The organism is Pseudotamlana agarivorans (genome assembly GCF_018860245.1).
Taxonomy (GTDB): Bacteria; Bacteroidota; Bacteroidia; order Flavobacteriales; family Flavobacteriaceae; genus Pseudotamlana; species Pseudotamlana agarivorans_A.
This window is the reverse complement of the sequence record NZ_JAHKPD010000025.1, coordinates 169,745-186,764: the sequence shown is the minus strand read 5'-3', so window position 1 is coordinate 186,764 and position 17,020 is coordinate 169,745. Positions and strand designations below refer to the sequence as shown.

Genomic DNA, 17,020 nt, shown 5'->3' with positions numbered 1-17,020 from the left:
GAAAAATTAAAAATTAACCAAGAAGTTGAAAGTTCAGTAAACTGTCAACAGTCAACAGTCAACAGTTAAAGTTGAACGAATAAACGATTCAACGAATAAACAGTCGTTCAATTAATAATTAAAAAGGAAAAATTAAAAATTAACCAAGAAGTTGAAAGTTCAGTAAACTGTCAACAGTCAACAGTCAACAGTCAAGAGTCAAAGGTGAACAAATAAACGATTCAACAAATAAACAGTCGTTCAATTAATAATTAAAAAGGAAAAATTAAAAATTAACCAAGAAGTTGAAAGTTCAGTAAACTGTCAACAGTCAACAGTCAACAGTCAACAGTCAAAGGTGAACGAATAAACGATTCAACGAATAAACAGTCGTTCAATTAATAATTAAAAAGGAAAAATTAAAAATTAACCAAGAAGTTGAAAGTTCAGTAAACAGTCAAAGGTGAACAAATAAACGATTCAACGAATCAACAGTTTCCAAATCAACAAATAAACAATATTTATACGCATTAATTCATTATATTTGTACGTATAACATTTGTATTAACATCAATATTATGGATACCAAGTTAACATTGAAGCTAAATCAAGAGATTATCGAAAAGGCAAAGGCTTATGCTTCCAACAAAAAAATGAGTTTATCTCGAATTGTTGAGGCTTATTTGCAATCGCTAACGAGTACATCGGATAATCCTGAATTTGAGATTTCTCCTTTTGTAAAAAGTATTGCCACAGGAACAGAAATTCCAACAGATTTAGACTATAAAAAGGAATATACTGATCATTTAATGGAGAAGTACAAATGAGCAGGAGGATTTTTATTGATACCAATATCATGTTAGATTTTTTGGGAGAACGACAACCTTTTTATGATGCCATAGCCAAGATAGCCACTTTAGCGGAAAAGGAAAAATTAAGCATGGTGGTTTCTCCAATTTCGTTTGCCACCGTAAATTATTTCATTTCAAAATTTGAGAATGCAAAAATAGCGAGGGAAAAGCTAAGAAAGTTTAAAATAATTTGTGAAATATGTGCATTAGATTCGCATACTATTGAAAAGGGACTAAATTCAAACATAGCTGATTTTGAAGATGCTTTGCAGTATTTTAGTGCTGCCGATTCTGATTGTGAAGTGATTATCACAAGAAATGGCAAGGACTTCAAAAAATCACTATTACCCGTAATGACCGCCGATGAGTTTTTAAAGTCGTTGCGAATTAAGTGAAAAGTGAAAAATTAAAAGTGAAAAATTAATCAATATTAGAAGTTGAAAGTTCAGTCAATGGTCAACAGTCAATGGTCAATGGTCAAAAGTCTCAACCCTAGTTGCCGGCTCAACAAATAAACGAATCAACGGATAAACAGTCGTTCAATTAATAATTAAAAAGGAAAAATTAAAAATTAACCAGGAAGTTGAAAGTTCAGTAAACAGTCAACAGTCAACAGTCAAAGGTGAACGATTAATCGATTCAACAAATAAACAGTCGTTCAATTAATAATGAAAAAGGAAAAATTAAAAATTAGCCAATATATGAAGTTGAATATTCAAAGTTAAAAGTCAATAGTCAAGTGTTTAATTCTAACAAACAAAAAAATCTGTGATAATCTGTGAAATCTGTGTCTGAAAAAAACTTCGTGGTTATCTGTGCAATCGGTGTTTAATTCTTATGTGTTGATATTCTTTTTTAGGCCATTTTTCACTTTTCACTTTTAATTTTTCACTAAAAGAAACTCCGCGTAATAGCCAATAACTAATAACAAAAAACCATCAACTATCCCTCCAACTTCGCCGATAACTCAAACCAACGTTCTTCCTTCTGGTCCATGACGTCAATTATTTTCTGTAAGTCATCAGACAGTTTATTGATTTGATCCTGTGTTAAATCTGGGTTGTTGAATTTATTTTCTAGTTCTTTTTTGTCATAAGTCAGAGATTTAAGCTTGCTTTCAATGTTTTTAAGCTCTTTTTCTTCGTTGTAGGACAGTTTAGCGATTTCGTTTTGCTTCTGTGATTTGTTATCTTTTTTCTCCTCGGTAACAGCAGAAACAGTAGGCTGGCTATCCTCATAAACACGATAATCGGTATAATTCCCAGGGAAGTCTTCAATAACGCCTTCACCTCTAAAAACAAAAAGGTGATCGACGACTTTATCCATGAAATAACGGTCGTGAGAGACCACGATAATACAGCCAGGGAAATCTAATAAGAAACTTTCAAGCACGTTTAGCGTAACAATATCTAAATCGTTGGTAGGCTCATCGAGAATTAAAAAATTCGGATTCTGAATTAAAACCGTACACAAGTATAAACGTTTGCGTTCGCCACCACTTAGTTTTTCAACAAAATCGTATTGTTTTTTTCTACTGAATAAAAAGCGTTCTAAAAGTTGCTGTGCACTAATTTGGCGTCCTTTTTTTAGAGGAATATAGTCACCAAACTCACGAATCACATCAATAACCTTCTGTTCGGGCTTAATGGTGATGCCGTTTTGCGTGTAGTAACCAAATTTTACGGTTTCCCCTTTAACAACTTTCCCGGAGTCTGGTTGTGCTGTTTGGGTAAGGATATTTAGAAAAGTGGTTTTTCCCGTGCCATTTTTTCCAATAATACCTACACGTTCCCCTTTTTTAAAGTTGTATTCAAAATTATCAAGAATGACTTTGTCTTTAAAAGCTTTGCCTACTTTATGAAACTCAAGGATTTTACTTCCTATGCGTTCCATATTAAGTTCAAGTTGCACTTGGTGGTCGTTTCGACGTTGGTGCGCGCGGTGTTTAATATCGGCAAAATCGTCAATACGAGATTTAGATTTTGTGGTTCTGGCTTTAGGTTGACGACGCATCCAATCCAGTTCCTTTTTAAAAAGTTGTTTGGCTTTACCTGTTTCAACGGCTTCACGTTCAATACGTGCTTCGCGTTTTTCAAGGTAATAGGAGTAGTTGCCTTTGTAACTGTACATAAGGCCTTCATCGAGCTCAATAATTTCATTACACACACGCTCTAGGAAGTAGCGGTCGTGCGTTACCATAAAAAGGGTGATGTTTTCCTTGGCAAAAAAGGCTTCCAGCCATTCAATCATTTCTAAATCGAGGTGGTTGGTAGGTTCATCAAGAATTAAAAGGTCGGGTTTGTTAATTAAAGCATTGGCAAGTGCTAGACGTTTTTTTTGTCCGCCAGAAAGCACGCTAACCTTCATATCGAGTTTGTCCAGTTTCAGCTTGAAAAGAATCTGCTTATAAAGTGTTTCAAAATCCCAAGCCTGATGGCGTTCCATAGCTTCAAAAGCCGCTTGGTAAGCATCGGTGTCTTCAGGATTTAAAAGTGATTTTTCGTAATTGGCGATCACTTTTAAGATCGGGCTGTCGCTAGCGAAAATAGTTTCTTCAACCGTTAAGTTAGGATCAAATTTAGGGTCTTGCGACAGGAAGGAGACTTTAATATCTTTTCGGTAAATCACATTTCCAGAATCGGCTTGATCATCACCAGAAAGAATATTTAGGATGGAAGTTTTTCCGGTCCCGTTTTTAGCGACAAAAGCAATTTTCTGATCTTTATGAACACTAAAAGAAATGTCTTCAAAAAGCACATGCTCCCCGTAAGATTTTGATATGTTTTCAACAGTTAAATAATTCAAAGTCTATTTGTTTTTTTTGCAAAGAACGTACAAAAAACAAAAATAACGGCATAAGTTTCATGGTTCAAGTCGAAAAGTTATATTTGTGTTTGAAAAAGTTCCCTTATATGAAGAAATGGTTTCTTGTAGTTTTCGTGGTGGTAAACACTGTTTTTGTGTCTTGCATCACTAATAAAGATGTCGTATATCTGCAAGATCATAGTGATGGTAATGATACCATTCCCGTATTACGTGAACTGCCTAAACCTTATAAGGTACAGGTTAATGACCTGTTAAGCATCAATGTGAAGGCTTTAGACGAAGAACTTACCAGAATATTTAATCCGATTCAAGGTAATACGAATACGAATTCATCAAATGGTCAAAGTCAATCCTCGTTGTATTTTAACGGCTTTACCGTGGACGATCACGGTAAAATTAAGTTTCCCATACTTGGTGAAATCACCGTTTTGGGCTATACCACTACAGAAATTGAAGCATTGGTTAAAAAAGAACTTCTAGAACAATATTTTAAAGAAACCGCCGAGTTGTTTGTCACGGTAAGGCTGCCTGGGGTGACTTATACGGTTACAGGCGAGGTTAATGGTACAGGGATTTATACCATATTTGAAGACCGGGTAAATATTATTGATGCTTTAGCTAATGCTGGTGATGTGATGCTTACAGGAAACAGAAAAGATATATTAATAGTGCGGCAATATCCCGATGGGCAACGTATTCATCATATCGATTTAACCGATATAAAAGCTATGAATTCCCCGTATTACTACATTCAACCCAATGATATCATATTAGTTAAACCATTAAAACGTAAGGTTTTTGGTGCTGGACAAACCGTTATGCAAAATTTTGCAACGGTGATGTCTATTTTGGCAGGTATTACCTCCCTTTACGTATTAACAAAGAGTTTTTAATTTCGAAACTATGACGGAAGAATTTGAGGCTTCGGAATCATCAGCATCCAGCTTCGACATAAAAAAGTTTTTATTTAGAGCCTTAAGTTACTGGAAGTTGTTTGTGCTGCTTTTAGCTATAGGTGTCTTTTTTGTATATCAAAAAAATATACGCGAAGAGTTTTCATACCGCTTAGGAACAAAAATTTCTGTTGAAGATGATAGCAATCCACTATTCACATCGAATGCCAGTTTAACTTTTAACTGGGGTGGGGTCACGGCGAAAGTACAAACTACGATTGTGACCTTAAAGTCGCGATCACATCATGAAAAAGTAGTAGACCGTTTAGAGTTCTATAAAACCTATTTAAAAGCAGGACGTTTTAGAAAGCAGGATATTTATAAGGCCGCACCTTTTCGTTTTTATCAGGATAATGATTTCGGACAACTAATTGGTATACCCATTAAAATTACTTTTTTAGAACAGGATGCTTTTGAGTTAAGTGCAGAGTTTACAGGATCTACGGTATCGGTTCAAAATTTTAATACCAAGGAAATTTCCAGAGTCGATGTACCTGTGGGGGTATTTAAAGAAACCTTTAAGTTAGGCGAACCTATTGTATTACCTTTTTTTAAAGGGATTGTGCAGTTGGCTGAAAATAGAAAAGCGGCACCAGGGTCCGAATTTTTTATTCAGTTTAATAATTTTAATAGCGTAGTGGCTAGTTATAACGCCAGAATGGGGGTTAATAATTTAAAATCTTCTCCCATATTAGATCTTACTTTAATAGATAAAAACACCGAGAAAATTGTGGATTATCTCAATGAGGTGGTGGCTGTTTTAAGTGAAGATCAATTAAGTAGAAAAAACCAATATGTTACCAACGCCATTCAGTTTATAGACGATCAGATATCACGGGTTAAAGTTGAAATGACTGATAACGCAACAGAATTGAATGATTACCGAAAGGAGAATAAAATTTATCAGTTGGATAGTGACGGTACTTTGTTGAATGAGAAGCTCTCGAAGTACGAAGAAGAAAAAGAATCCATTAACAAGCAGTTAGATTATTACGCCCTTCTTAAAAACTATTTGCTAACCAGTAATTCGTTTACAGATGTTCCTGCGCCTTCCATTTCTGGAGTTGCCGATCCGAATATTTTGTCTAATGTGGCTAAAATAAACGAGCTTTCGGTTCAGAAATCAAAATTGCAATATTCTGTTAAAAATGATGCTTCGATATTTAGTGATTTAAACCGACAAATAGAAGGCTTAAAAAATGTGCTTTTGGAGAATATCAGTTCGGTAACGAGCATCCTTAGAAGAGATCTAGAATCTGTTTATGGAAACTTGCATAAGGTGGAATCTGAATTTAGTAAACTTCCTGAAGATCAGCAAAAACTCCTAACCATTAAGCGTCAATACACCTTAAGCGAGCAAACCTATAATGTGTTTCTGGCCAAACGAGGAGAAGCAGAAATTATAAAAGCCTCCAATGTTTCAGATATTTTAATAGTAGACCCTGCTAAAAATACAGGGGCGACAGTATTGGGAAGAAATTTAAATGTGCGTTACGTTTTTGCTTTTTTTGCAGCTTTGTTGTTGCCTTTAGTAATCGCCTTTGTTTTAACCTTTTTAGATAATAATATTCATAGTCCGATGGATATTGAAAAACTATCTACCATTCCGTTGTTAGGCGTGGTTGGTAAAAATACGCTTGATAATAATTTAGTAGTACATCGAAAACCAAAATCGGCAGTTGCAGAATCCTTTAGAGCAATACGAAGTAATTTGCAGTATTACTACAAAACAAAGGATTTCAACGGATCAAAAACGATTATGTTAACCTCATCTGTAAGTGGTGAAGGAAAAACATTTTGCTCCATTAATATGGCAACCGTTTTCGCTTTAAGCGGAAAGAAAACCATCTTATTAGGTTTAGATCTAAGAAAGCCTAAGATTTTTGGTGATTTCAAGATTAAAAATGACCTTGGTGTGGTGAATTACTTAATCGGACAATCAACATTAGAGGAAGTGGTTCAAAATAGTGGTGTAGAAAATTTAGACCTCATTGTTTCTGGGCCAATACCACCAAACCCTTCAGAGTTACTCCTGAGCGAAAATATGAAGACTTTAATAAGTACTTTAAAAAAAGAGTACGATTACATCGTATTAGATACACCGCCGGTAGGTTTGGTAGCCGATGCCTTAGAATTGTTAGATTTTGTTGATGCTTCTATTTATGTGGTACGCCAAGATTATACGAAAAAAGGGATGCTTAATTTTATTAATGAAAAGTACAAATCAAAACAGATAAAAAACCTCAGTTTAGTCTATAATGGTTACGATCAAAAGGCCAAATACGGCTATGGTTATGGTTACGGCTACGGTTACGGCTATGGCTACGGAAACTATGCCAACGGTTACCATGAGGATGATAAAAAACAAGGTTTGTTTAAAAAGGTAAAACATTTTTTTAAGAGCAATAAAAAGGCTTAGTTTTTTGGCGTCATGCCGAACTTGATTTGGTATATCACTTAAATCTAAGTTGTGTCGTCATTATGAACGCGTTTCAGAATCTGATGGTCAACCTAAGTCGTAGCGTCATTCTGAATTTATTTCAGAATCTCATAAAATTAGTAAGGGAACATTAACTAACAGTAAGACTCTAAAAACAAAGACTAACGCATTAAGAAAATTCATGAGTTTACGATGCCTGTCTAAGTGTATAGATAAAACTAAAAAACTAAATAAAATAATTCTAAGTATAAATTTTGAATTCAACTGAAAATACCGATTGGTTATATACCATTTCACCTAAAAAGAAATTAATAGACCTAAACTTTAAAGAAATTTGGAGGTATAGAGATTTACTGTTTCTTTTTGTGAAGCGTGATATCATTACCGTTTATAAGCAAACGGTACTAGGGCCACTTTGGTACTTGATTCAGCCCTTGTTTACTACACTTGTTTTTACGCTTATTTTTAATAATTTAGCGAACATCCCAGCAGGAGATGGTATCCCCGCTTTTCTGTTTAATTTAGCCGGTTTAAGCTGTTGGAATTATTTTAGTACATGCTTTACAGGAACCAGTAGTACGTTTAAAAGCAATCAAGGTATTTTTGGGAAAGTTTATTTTCCTAGGGTGATCGCTCCAATGTCGGTAGTGATATCAAACCTGGTAAAGTTTGGTATTCGCTTGTTAGTCTTTATAGGATTCTATATTTATTTCGTTTTTTTCACTAATAAAGCAGCTTTGGCCGCTCCAAACATTAGTGTTTTACTGCTTCCTATTTTAATTTGTTTTATGGCTTTACTAGGACTGGGCTTAGGCATGATTATTTCATCATTAACCACCAAGTATAGAGACTTTACCTATTTAGTAGGCTTTGGTATGCAGTTGTTAATGTATGGTTCGGCAGTCATGTATCCATTATCTTATTTTAAAGAGAAATTACCAGAGTATGCCTGGTTAATTGAATATAATCCCATGACTGTTTTTATAGAATTATTTAGATACATGACCTTGGGTGTTGGTACTTTTTCATTAGGTTACTTTTTATATGCAGCCGTAGTAAGCATCGGGTGTTTTTTATTTGGACTTATCGTGTTTAATAGAACAGAAAAGAATTTTATAGACACCGTTTAAGATGGCAAAGAAAGATATTATACTGAAAGCTGAAAATGTTTCCAAACAATACCGTTTGGGCTTGGTAGGTACAGGAACCTTAAGTGACGATTTAAAACGTTGGTGGTACCGTATACGAGGTAAGGAAGATCCGTTTTTAAAAATAGGTGAAAGTAACGACCGTAGCACTAAAGGAGATTCCGATTATGTATGGGCCTTGCAAGACATTAATTTTGAAGTGCAACGTGGTGAGGTCTTAGGTATTATTGGTAAAAATGGTGCTGGTAAATCCACGCTTTTAAAAATACTATCCAAAGTAACCTCACCAACTACAGGAGAGATTAAAACAAAAGGCCGAATTGCTTCGCTTTTAGAGGTGGGTACAGGTTTTCACGGTGAAATGACTGGACGCGAAAACATCTATTTGAATGGCGCAATTTTGGGCATGACCAAAAAGGAAATCGCTTCTAAAATAGATGAAATTATTGATTTTTCGGGTTGCGAACGTTATATTGATACCCCTGTAAAACGATACAGTTCTGGAATGACCGTGCGTTTAGCCTTTGCCGTAGCGGCGTTTCTAGAACCCGAAATTTTGGTGATCGATGAGGTTTTGGCGGTTGGAGATGCTGAATTTCAGAAAAAGGCTATTGGGAAAATGCAGGATATTTCTAAAGGAGAAGGACGGACTGTTTTATTTGTGAGTCATAATATGGCGGCGGTGAAGAGTTTGTGTACTCGTGGTGTGGTGTTGGAACATGGTAAAGTGGTGTTTGAAGGAACCTCAGAAGCTTCTGTTGATTTTTATCTAAGTTCTGGTGTAACTAGTAATAATTCTTTTTATTTAAATAAATCACCAAAAGAAGTTGATGTAACAGAAGTACGGGTAATTAATGAAGAAAATCAATTGCAAAATGTCTATGGGTTTAATCAACAAATAAAAATTCAAATTAAATTTTCGTCTAATGCATTTTATTTGAATGATGCTTATATAGGTTTTAGATTAATTGATGTCAAAGAGCGTATAGTCTTTTCTTCTGAAGATAGGATTGTGTCGTATGTAAATGGAGATTTAGGAGTTGTAGAAATTAAACTACCAAAGTCTACTTTAGTACCTAATAATTATAATTTAACTATTGCATATCATGTCCCAAATCGAGAAATGATTAGTTTATTAGAAAATATTGTCAATTTTAATATTGAAGAGACAGGTTCAGAAATGTTTAAATATGTTGGCAAAGATTATGGCTGTGTCATCTTGCCTTGTAGATGGGATTAAAAGTATATTCTATAGTGAAATATTAGTTGTATAATCTATTTTCATTGTACTACTCCATTGGTTATTAAATTAAAATATTGAAAATCTTAGCAAATACACAAAATTGAAATGACAAAAAGGGATTTTAAATTAAAAGATTTTTTTTTGAAAGCTTATGGAAGTCAAAAGTCCAAACCTTTAACCAAAAAAATAATTAAAATAATTAAAAAAGTACTACATCCTGATTTAGTGCAATCAATGAAGCTTAAATTAAGATTAGATGGTACTAAGAATAATTATTTAAAAATACCAAGATACACTGAGACTACGGTGAAGCTTGAAGGTGTAGATATTTTAATACCTGATAATGCTTCCTATCATTTTATGAATGAGGAAATTTTTGTTGAAGAAATTTATAAGTTTAATTCAAATAGTAGTAAGCCTTATATAATTGATGGCGGTGCAAATATAGGAATGGCAACTATTTATTTTAAAAAAATCTATCCAGACTCAGAAATAATAGCTTTTGAACCCGATAAAAAAATATTTGATATTTTGGCGAACAATATCAAAAGGTTTGGATTTAATAGTGTTAAGTTAATAAACAAGGGGCTGTGGAATGAAAATAAGGTGTTGTCTTTTTTTAGTGAGGGGGCTGATGCTGGTTTGCTATCGGGTAATTTAGTATCGAACAATGATGACCGATTTGAGAGCATTGACGTAGAATCATTAAGACCATATTTAAACAGAAAAGTTGATTTTTTAAAACTTGACATTGAAGGATCAGAGACTGAAGTTTTAATAGATATTGATGATTTATTAATAAATGTTGAACATGTTTTTGTTGAATATCATTCGTTTGTTGGTAAAATCCAATCTTTAGGTGAGATTGTGAATATTTTAGAAAAGGCTAATTTTAGACTTTATATTTCTTCTCCAGGTTTAATAAATAAGTCACCTTTTGTTAAAGTTAAAACATATAATAATATGGATGGGCAATTAAACATATATGGAATCAAGCAAAGTTAAGGTTTTAATAGTCAATACATACGATAGAGGTGGAGCTGCAAATGCCTGCTTACGTTTACACGAAGGATTACTAGGTGAAGACGTCAATTCTAATGTGCTTGTACTAAAAAAACAAAAGCATATAAATAAAACTACGCAATTTGTTTTCCAGAAAAAGAAGGAACCTAGAGTGAAAATTATTTTTAATAAATTAATTCTCTTTTTAAAAGTTTTAGGATTTATTAAGATGAAACCTTTCTCTAAAGAAGCGCAATTTTTAAAAGACCGTCCAAAAGGATTAGAGATGTTTAGTTTTCCAAATTCAAGTTTTGATATCACAGCATCCCCTTTATATAAAGAGGCAGATATTATTAACTTACATTGGGTTGCCAACTTTTTAGATTACCAATCCTTTTTTGAGAAAAACAAAAAACCTGTAATCTGGACTTTGCATGATATGAATCCTTTTTTAGGTGGAGAGCATTATAAAGAAAATTTTTTAGGTATAGATGAAAATGGAACACCAATTCTTCGAAAGCGATTGCAAATTGAAAAATCTATAGAAGAACAGTTGGTGGGCTATAAGTCGAAAATACTTCAATCTGTTGAAAATTTAACCATTGTAACACCTTCAAATTGGTTATCCTTAGAAGTAAAGAAAAGTACGGCTTTCAAAAATAAAAAAGTTTTAACGATACCTTATGGCTTAAACATGGAGTTGTTTAAATCTATAGATGTAACATACTCTAGAGCGGTATTTAATATGCCTTACAATAAGACGATTGTCTTGTTTGTTGCAGATTCGATAAACAATAACAGAAAAGGATTCAGGTTATTGAAGGCGGCAATACAAGAACTAAATTCTAAGGATGTATTATTGTGTGCAATTGGTAAAAAACAAGGGGAATTAAGTACTTTTGGAAATGTTTTGGAGTTGGGAGAAATAAAAGACGAGCGCTTAATGGCAGTAGCGTATTCTGCTGCCGATGTTTTTGTTATTCCGTCGTTAATGGATAATTTACCTAATACAGTGCTTGAATCGTTGGCTTGTGGTACACCTGTAATAGGGTTTAATATAGGTGGGATCCCAGATATGATAGAGGAAGGAGAAAATGGAATTTTGTGTGATGAAATTAGTAGTTTTGGGCTAAAAAAAGCTATTGAAAAGTTTCTAAACATTAAAGATAGATTTGATAAAAAACGTATAAGAGAAAATGCTGCAAAAAAATACGATTTAAGTGTTCAAGCACAAGCCTACTCTAAATTGTTCAAAAGTACTCTAAAAGATTAGTTCCATGCTTATTTCAATCATCACAATAAATTATAATGACGTCAAAGGTTTGGAGCGCACGATGGAAAGTGTGTTGTCTCAAACTTTTCAAGATTTTGAATATATTGTAATTGATGGAGGTTCTCATGATGACAGTAAAGAGCTTATAGAAAAAAATCAAGAGCATATTGATTATTGGGTAAGCGAACCAGATTCTGGTATTTACAATGCCATGAATAAAGGCATAAAAAAAGCTAAGGGAGAATATCTGTTTTTTTTAAATAGTGGCGATGATTTTACTGAAAAATATGCTTTAAAAAAGGTTGTTAAGCATTTAAACGGAGAAGGTTTTGTGTATTTTAATATTAATAAAATTGATGGAAAGAATTTTGCTATTAAAAGACCACCTGAAAAGTTAACGTTTAAATATTTGCATAGTGATTTGCCTCCTCATCAATCTACATTTATAAAAAAAGACTTATTTGACAAATATGGAGGTTATGATGAGCGTTTAAAAATTGTAGCCGATTGGAAGTTTTTAATACTAGCGTTGCTAAAATATAATTCTAGCTATAAATATGTAGATGCTGTTTATACAAATTTTTATTTGGGAGGTATCAGTTCTTTAATAGCAAATAAACCAATTATGCAAAAAGAAAGGCAGGCTGTTTTAGATAGTGAGTTTCAAATACTAATGAACGATTTATCTGAATTTTTTGAGCAGGAACGTACTTTAAGTAACTTAAGAAATTCCAAAAAGTTAAAATTATTGGTTAAGCTTGGAATGCTAAATGAGTTTTAAGGGTATGAATGCATTTGAAGTTTCTGTAATAATTCCAGTGTATAATGCGGAGCGTTTTATTGAAAAAGCTATATCCTCTGCTTTGGAACAATCAGAGGTTTTTGAGGTTATCATTATAAATGATGGAAGTACGGATGCAACTGAAGAAATCTTAACACAAATTCTTGAGCAAAACTCGAAAGTCAGAGTGCTTTATCATGATAATAAATGTAATAAAGGACGGTCAGCAAGTCGAAATTTAGGCATAAAAAAAGCAAGAGGAAATTACATTGCTTTTTTAGATGCCGATGATTATTATTTACCAAATAGGTTTAACAACGATAAGTTGATTTTTGAAAATGAAGAAGAAGTAGATGGCGTTTATAACGCTATAGGAGCACACTTTTACCGTTCCACTTCAGCTAAGGAAAGAAAAAGACTAGAGTTATGTACCATGACCGAGAAGGTTAGCCCGGAAAATCTTTTCATGGTCTTATTGAAAGGTGGTAAGGGGCATTTTAGTATAGATGGTTTAACAGTAAAAAAGATGATCTTTGAGAAAACAGGTCTTTTTAATGAAGATTTAATCGTTGCTGAAGATACCGAGTTGATATGGAAAATGACATTAAAAGCAAAATTATATAGTGGTATTATAGATTATTCAGTCGCCATTAGAGGGGTTCATGATAATAATGTTTTTTATAATGATTATTTGTATAAAATCTATGATATGAAAATGTACGAATCCTTGTTATGTTGGAGTAGTAAAAATGAAGTTGATCTAAAATATATAGATGCATTATTAAATAGGATTTGGATAATTAAATTTAAGCAAAAAAAAATATTGATTAATGATATTGGGTATTGGTGGTTTTTATTTTTTAGATCACCTAGGCTAATGTTTTCTTTCCTTAGTGTAAAATATTTTCCTATTGTAAGACAAAGACAGAAGTTATTTCCCTTTTTGTTCAAATGATTGTAGAAGTGGTAAGGAGCTTCTAAGTTGCACCTTAATTAGACTAATAAAATTAATATATTTGTTTCCATAATTCTATTTATGCATAACCCCTTAGTTTCTATTATTATTCCAACTTATAACCGAGCATGTCTATTAGCAGAAACTTTAGACTCTATTTTAGCACAAACTTATACCAATTGGGAGTGCATTGTGGTGGATGATGGGAGTACTGATGATACTGATAAGGTAATGGCAGATTACTGTCGTGAAGATGAACGGTTTCAATATCATCACCGACCTGAAGAACGGTTGCCTGGAGGTAATGCGGCACGTAACTATGGTTTTAAGGTTAGTAAAGGGGAGTTTGTCAATTGGTTTGATGATGATGACGTGATGTTAAAAGAATTTTTAGAAACTAAAATAAACGGTTTTAAAACGCATACAAAATTCGTTATTGCCTCTCATTATCTAGTAGATGAGGATTTGAATTACCCTAAATTTGAAGAACTTGAAGAAACTTCTTATTTATTTAAAGATTATTTATTGTGGAAGTTGAGAATTATTACAAATTCAATATTATTTCGAAAAGCCTATTTATTAAAAACCACTCTTTTTGATGAGAATATATCTAAGGGTCAGGAAACAGAATTGTTCTCAAGGCTGTTTTTTAGAATCAAAAAAGATAGTTACAAGGTTTTAAATACACCGTTATTTTTATATAGGCAACACAATAATAGGATAAGTGATGCTAGTTTAAAATATGTGAAGCCATACAAAAGCTCCCAAAGTTATACTGCAATAGAAAATTTTAAAAAAAGTATAATATTGCAGGATCACGTATTAATTAATTCATTATATAAATATATCATTGATGCTTTTTTTAGAAGTGTTGAAAATAAGGATCAAAAAAACGCGAAATTTGTATTAGACAATCTTATCCCTTTATTGAAGTCAAGCGATAATAGGCTGTTAGTTTTTGAAATAAAATTATTTGGTCATCTTTTTTTGCTTTTGTCGAGGGGGGTATATAAGGTTGAAAAACGATGGAAATCTAAAAAAATTAACATGTAGATGAGTTCAATAAGTAATGTTACCGTAGTAATCCCCTGTCATAATGATGGAGCCTATATTATGGAAGCGCTTAATTCCATTTTAAACCAAACGCTAAAAGCAGATAAAATTATTATTATTGATGACGGATCTGATATTACAACAAAAAAAGTTTTAGAAAAGATTATCTGTGAAAATGTAGAGGTTGTTTTTCAAGTTAATAAAGGGGTTTGTAAAGCTAGGAATAAAGGGATAAGTTTAGCGAAAACCAAATATATTTTAAACTTGGATGCCGATGATTATTTTGAGCCTACTTTTATTGAAAAAGCAGTTAAATATCTTGATGCAAATAAAGGTGTTGGAGTTGTAGGATGTTTTTATAAAACCCTTAAAAACAATAAAATTGAAAAAGAAATTATTAAACCTTTAGGAGGAGGTGTGTCAAATTTTTTAGTTAAAAGTAATGGATTAGGAAATTCATTGTTTCGAAAAATTTGTTGGGAGCAAGTTTCTGGTTATGATGAGGAGATGGTGCATGGTTACGAAGATTGGGAGTTTTGGATTTCAATATTAAAAAATGGTTGGCAGATGCATATCATTCAAGAACCTTTGTTTACCTATAGAATAAAAAAAATATCTAGAGATCGTGTAGCTGTTAAAAATTATGATTTAGAATTACGAGAATATATTTTTAAAAAACATAAACAATTATTTATTGATAACTTGGATTCTTTTACAAATCAAGTGATTTATAGAAATCATATATTACGACGTACAGAATTAAAAACCAAAATGTCCTTAGATTACAGGCTTGGATGTCTTATTTTAGCTCCATTGAGGTTTTTAAAAAGAATTGTATCGTGATTCAAATATTTGTTTGATTCAAAATAATCTTTTTTAAATGAATACACTAGTTTCTATTATCGTTCCCTGTTATAACCAGGCTCGCTTTTTAAATGAATCACTACAATCGGTACTAAATCAAACTTACACAAATTGGGAATGTATTGTTGTTAATGACGGAAGTTCGGATAATAGTGAGGAGGTTATTAATCAATGGGTTAAAAAAGACTCTCGTTTTAAGTATTTGTGTAAAAAAAATGGAGGTCCATCAAGTGCTAGAAATTCGGGGATTAGGATGAGTTCAGGGAGTTTTATTCTTCCCCTAGATGCGGATGATTATCTTTCAAAAGATTATTTGTTTAAAGTTGTTCCTGAGTTGTTAAATAATGAATATTTAGGTATTGTGTCATGCTACACCAAATTTTTTAAAGGAGATTTAAATAATACATTTTATGATTTAAAGCCAAAGGGAACGAACTGGAAGAGTTTAATGTATGTAAATCAACTTGTAGCGACGTCTTTATATAGAAAACAATGCTGGGAGGCTGTAGGGGGCTATGATGAAAAAATGGTAAAAGGTTTTGAAGATTGGGAGTTTTGGCTTGCGATTACTAAGCAAGGATGGGATTATAAAATTATAGATTCTTTTTTGTTTTTTTATAGAAAAGCAAAAGTGTCAAGGCAAACAGAATCTATCAAAAGCTATTTAGAAATTTCTAGGGAATATATCTTTAAAAAACATAAAGAACTATATATTAAAGATTTTGATAACTGTTTGAAAGTTTTATTTTATGAGATTAATACACATAAGTCAGGAAAGTTAAAAGTTAGAGAGTCATTTGAATATAAGTTGGGCAAATTTCTTATGAAGCCTTATAATTTGTTGAAAAAAATAGTTTCTAAGCCATAACAATGATTTCAGTAGTAATAAGAAATAAAAACCAAGCTGAAGCACTTACTTTTTTGTTAAAAAACTTAACAGAAAGGTATTTAGATGATCTTGGTGAAATTATTGTCATAGACAATCTATCAACAGATGCTAGCGAAGCTGTTTCAAAACAATACGGAGCAAGGTTTATAACAATTGAAAAATTTAGTTATGGTGGGAGTGCTAATTTTGCAGCTAAACATACTAGGTTTTCTATAGTGGTTATGTTTAGTGCGCATTCCTACCCAGTGAGTCATGATTTTTTCAAACTGATTAAACAAAAATTTGATGAAAATTCTAATTTGGCAGGGTTGAGGTGTTTACATAGTCCAAATGATTACAGAAATTTTATCTATAATATTCCTGCTACTCAAGACCCCAATAAATCAGGGTTGATTTTTTCTGGTTCGGCTTTTAATAGAAAAGTATGGGAGCAACACCCTTTTAGAGAAGATGTGGCTACTTTTGAGGACAAAGAGTGGACAGTACGTGTCTTGAAAGCGGGGTTTGATATTGAATTTGTCGCTTCAATTTTTTCTTATCAAATAAAGAGAACAAAAAAACAATTATTTTTTAGGTTTAAGAATGATATGGATGGGAACTACCAGCTTTGGCATGAGGATGTTCGTTTTTTAAGTGCCTCGAAAGGTTTTGTGATGTCAGTTTTAAGGTTGATGAGAGGTAGCTTTGTAGATTTATTCTATCTTGTTAAAAAGTACTTGTATGTGATAAAATTTCAATTTAATAAACCTAAAAAATTTTAATT

At 32.6% G+C, this 17,020-nt stretch carries 15 protein-coding genes; 14 read left to right on the top strand and 1 reads right to left on the bottom strand.

Going from position 1 to position 17,020, the window contains the following annotated elements:
- Positions 1–557: 557 nt before the first annotated feature.
- Together KO493_RS15810 and KO493_RS15805 are read left to right on the top strand one after the other, a co-directional pair.
- Complete coding sequence (locus KO493_RS15810; RefSeq protein ID WP_216068951.1) at positions 558–806, top strand: DUF6364 family protein; 249 nt, start codon at positions 558–560, stop codon at positions 804–806.
- A complete protein-coding gene (locus tag KO493_RS15805; protein WP_216068950.1) occupies positions 803–1,225 on the top strand; it encodes a type II toxin-antitoxin system VapC family toxin in 423 nt (140 codons plus the stop codon). The genes KO493_RS15810 and KO493_RS15805 overlap by 4 nt, the downstream gene beginning before the upstream one ends.
- 547 nt (positions 1,226–1,772) lie before the next feature.
- On the opposite strand, the gene KO493_RS15800 is transcribed toward KO493_RS15805, so the two are convergent.
- On the bottom strand, positions 1,773–3,635 hold the full coding sequence (locus KO493_RS15800; RefSeq protein ID WP_216068949.1) for an ABC-F family ATP-binding cassette domain-containing protein: 1,863 nt from the start codon (positions 3,633–3,635) through the stop codon (positions 1,773–1,775).
- 107 nt (positions 3,636–3,742) lie between these two features.
- Here KO493_RS15800 and KO493_RS15795 point away from each other — a divergent pair, with 107 nt between their 5' ends.
- From KO493_RS15795 to KO493_RS15740, 12 genes are all read left to right on the top strand, one after another.
- Positions 3,743–4,549: a polysaccharide biosynthesis/export family protein gene (locus KO493_RS15795; protein ID WP_216068948.1), complete on the top strand. Its 807-nt coding sequence runs from the start codon at positions 3,743–3,745 to the stop codon at positions 4,547–4,549.
- 10 nt (positions 4,550–4,559) lie between these two features.
- Positions 4,560–7,028, top strand: coding sequence for an exopolysaccharide transport family protein (locus KO493_RS15790; protein ID WP_216068947.1), 2,469 nt, complete (start codon positions 4,560–4,562; stop codon positions 7,026–7,028).
- A 275-nt stretch (positions 7,029–7,303) separates the two neighbouring features.
- A complete protein-coding gene (locus KO493_RS15785) occupies positions 7,304–8,179 on the top strand; it encodes an ABC transporter permease (protein ID WP_216068946.1) in 876 nt (291 codons plus the stop codon).
- A gap of 1 nt (position 8,180) precedes the next feature.
- Complete coding sequence (locus KO493_RS15780) at positions 8,181–9,437, top strand: ABC transporter ATP-binding protein (protein ID WP_216068945.1); 1,257 nt, start codon at positions 8,181–8,183, stop codon at positions 9,435–9,437.
- A 108-nt stretch (positions 9,438–9,545) separates the two neighbouring features.
- A complete protein-coding gene (locus tag KO493_RS15775; protein WP_216068944.1) occupies positions 9,546–10,445 on the top strand; it encodes an FkbM family methyltransferase in 900 nt (299 codons plus the stop codon).
- Positions 10,426–11,715, top strand: a complete 1,290-nt coding sequence (locus KO493_RS15770; RefSeq protein ID WP_216068943.1) for a glycosyltransferase — start codon at positions 10,426–10,428, stop codon at positions 11,713–11,715. Before KO493_RS15775 ends, KO493_RS15770 begins: the two co-directional genes overlap by 20 nt.
- A gap of 4 nt (positions 11,716–11,719) precedes the next feature.
- A complete protein-coding gene (locus KO493_RS15765; RefSeq protein WP_216068942.1) occupies positions 11,720–12,496 on the top strand; it encodes a glycosyltransferase family 2 protein in 777 nt (258 codons plus the stop codon).
- A 4-nt stretch (positions 12,497–12,500) separates the two neighbouring features.
- Complete coding sequence (locus tag KO493_RS15760) at positions 12,501–13,451, top strand: glycosyltransferase family 2 protein (protein ID WP_216068941.1); 951 nt, start codon at positions 12,501–12,503, stop codon at positions 13,449–13,451.
- Between the two features lie 81 nt (positions 13,452–13,532).
- Positions 13,533–14,504 carry a glycosyltransferase family 2 protein gene (locus KO493_RS15755; RefSeq protein ID WP_216068940.1) on the top strand — a complete coding sequence of 324 codons (972 nt, stop codon included), beginning with the start codon at positions 13,533–13,535 and terminating at the stop codon, positions 14,502–14,504.
- On the top strand, positions 14,505–15,347 hold the full coding sequence (locus tag KO493_RS15750; RefSeq protein ID WP_216068939.1) for a glycosyltransferase family A protein: 843 nt from the start codon (positions 14,505–14,507) through the stop codon (positions 15,345–15,347).
- Between the two features lie 37 nt (positions 15,348–15,384).
- The gene (locus KO493_RS15745) at positions 15,385–16,236 is read left to right on the top strand and encodes a glycosyltransferase family 2 protein (protein ID WP_216068938.1); all 852 of its coding nucleotides are present in this window, start codon (positions 15,385–15,387) and stop codon (positions 16,234–16,236) included.
- Positions 16,237–16,238: 2 nt separating this feature from the next.
- Positions 16,239–17,018 (top strand): glycosyltransferase family 2 protein, encoded by a 780-nt coding sequence (locus tag KO493_RS15740; RefSeq protein WP_216068937.1) that lies wholly within the window; start codon positions 16,239–16,241, stop codon positions 17,016–17,018.
- The last annotated feature ends 2 nt before the right edge of the window (positions 17,019–17,020 follow it).

Excerpts from the sequence above, each read along its gene's own strand:
- KO493_RS15765 (WP_216068942.1), top strand. The coding sequence starts at position 11,720 with ATGCTTATTTCAATCATCACAATAAATTATAATGACGTCAAAGGTTTG.
- KO493_RS15780 (WP_216068945.1), top strand. The coding sequence starts at position 8,181 with ATGGCAAAGAAAGATATTATACTGAAAGCTGAAAATGTTTCCAAACAA.
- KO493_RS15775 (WP_216068944.1), top strand. The coding sequence starts at position 9,546 with ATGACAAAAAGGGATTTTAAATTAAAAGATTTTTTTTTGAAAGCTTAT.
- KO493_RS15755 (WP_216068940.1), top strand. The coding sequence starts at position 13,533 with ATGCATAACCCCTTAGTTTCTATTATTATTCCAACTTATAACCGAGCA.
- KO493_RS15805 (WP_216068950.1), top strand. The coding sequence starts at position 803 with ATGAGCAGGAGGATTTTTATTGATACCAATATCATGTTAGATTTTTTG.
- KO493_RS15790 (WP_216068947.1), top strand. The coding sequence starts at position 4,560 with ATGACGGAAGAATTTGAGGCTTCGGAATCATCAGCATCCAGCTTCGAC.
- KO493_RS15745 (WP_216068938.1), top strand. The coding sequence starts at position 15,385 with ATGAATACACTAGTTTCTATTATCGTTCCCTGTTATAACCAGGCTCGC.
- KO493_RS15750 (WP_216068939.1), top strand. The coding sequence starts at position 14,505 with ATGAGTTCAATAAGTAATGTTACCGTAGTAATCCCCTGTCATAATGAT.
- KO493_RS15740 (WP_216068937.1), top strand. The coding sequence starts at position 16,239 with ATGATTTCAGTAGTAATAAGAAATAAAAACCAAGCTGAAGCACTTACT.
- KO493_RS15810 (WP_216068951.1), top strand. The coding sequence starts at position 558 with ATGGATACCAAGTTAACATTGAAGCTAAATCAAGAGATTATCGAAAAG.
- KO493_RS15795 (WP_216068948.1), top strand. The coding sequence starts at position 3,743 with ATGAAGAAATGGTTTCTTGTAGTTTTCGTGGTGGTAAACACTGTTTTT.
- KO493_RS15760 (WP_216068941.1), top strand. The coding sequence starts at position 12,501 with ATGAATGCATTTGAAGTTTCTGTAATAATTCCAGTGTATAATGCGGAG.
- KO493_RS15770 (WP_216068943.1), top strand. The coding sequence starts at position 10,426 with ATGGAATCAAGCAAAGTTAAGGTTTTAATAGTCAATACATACGATAGA.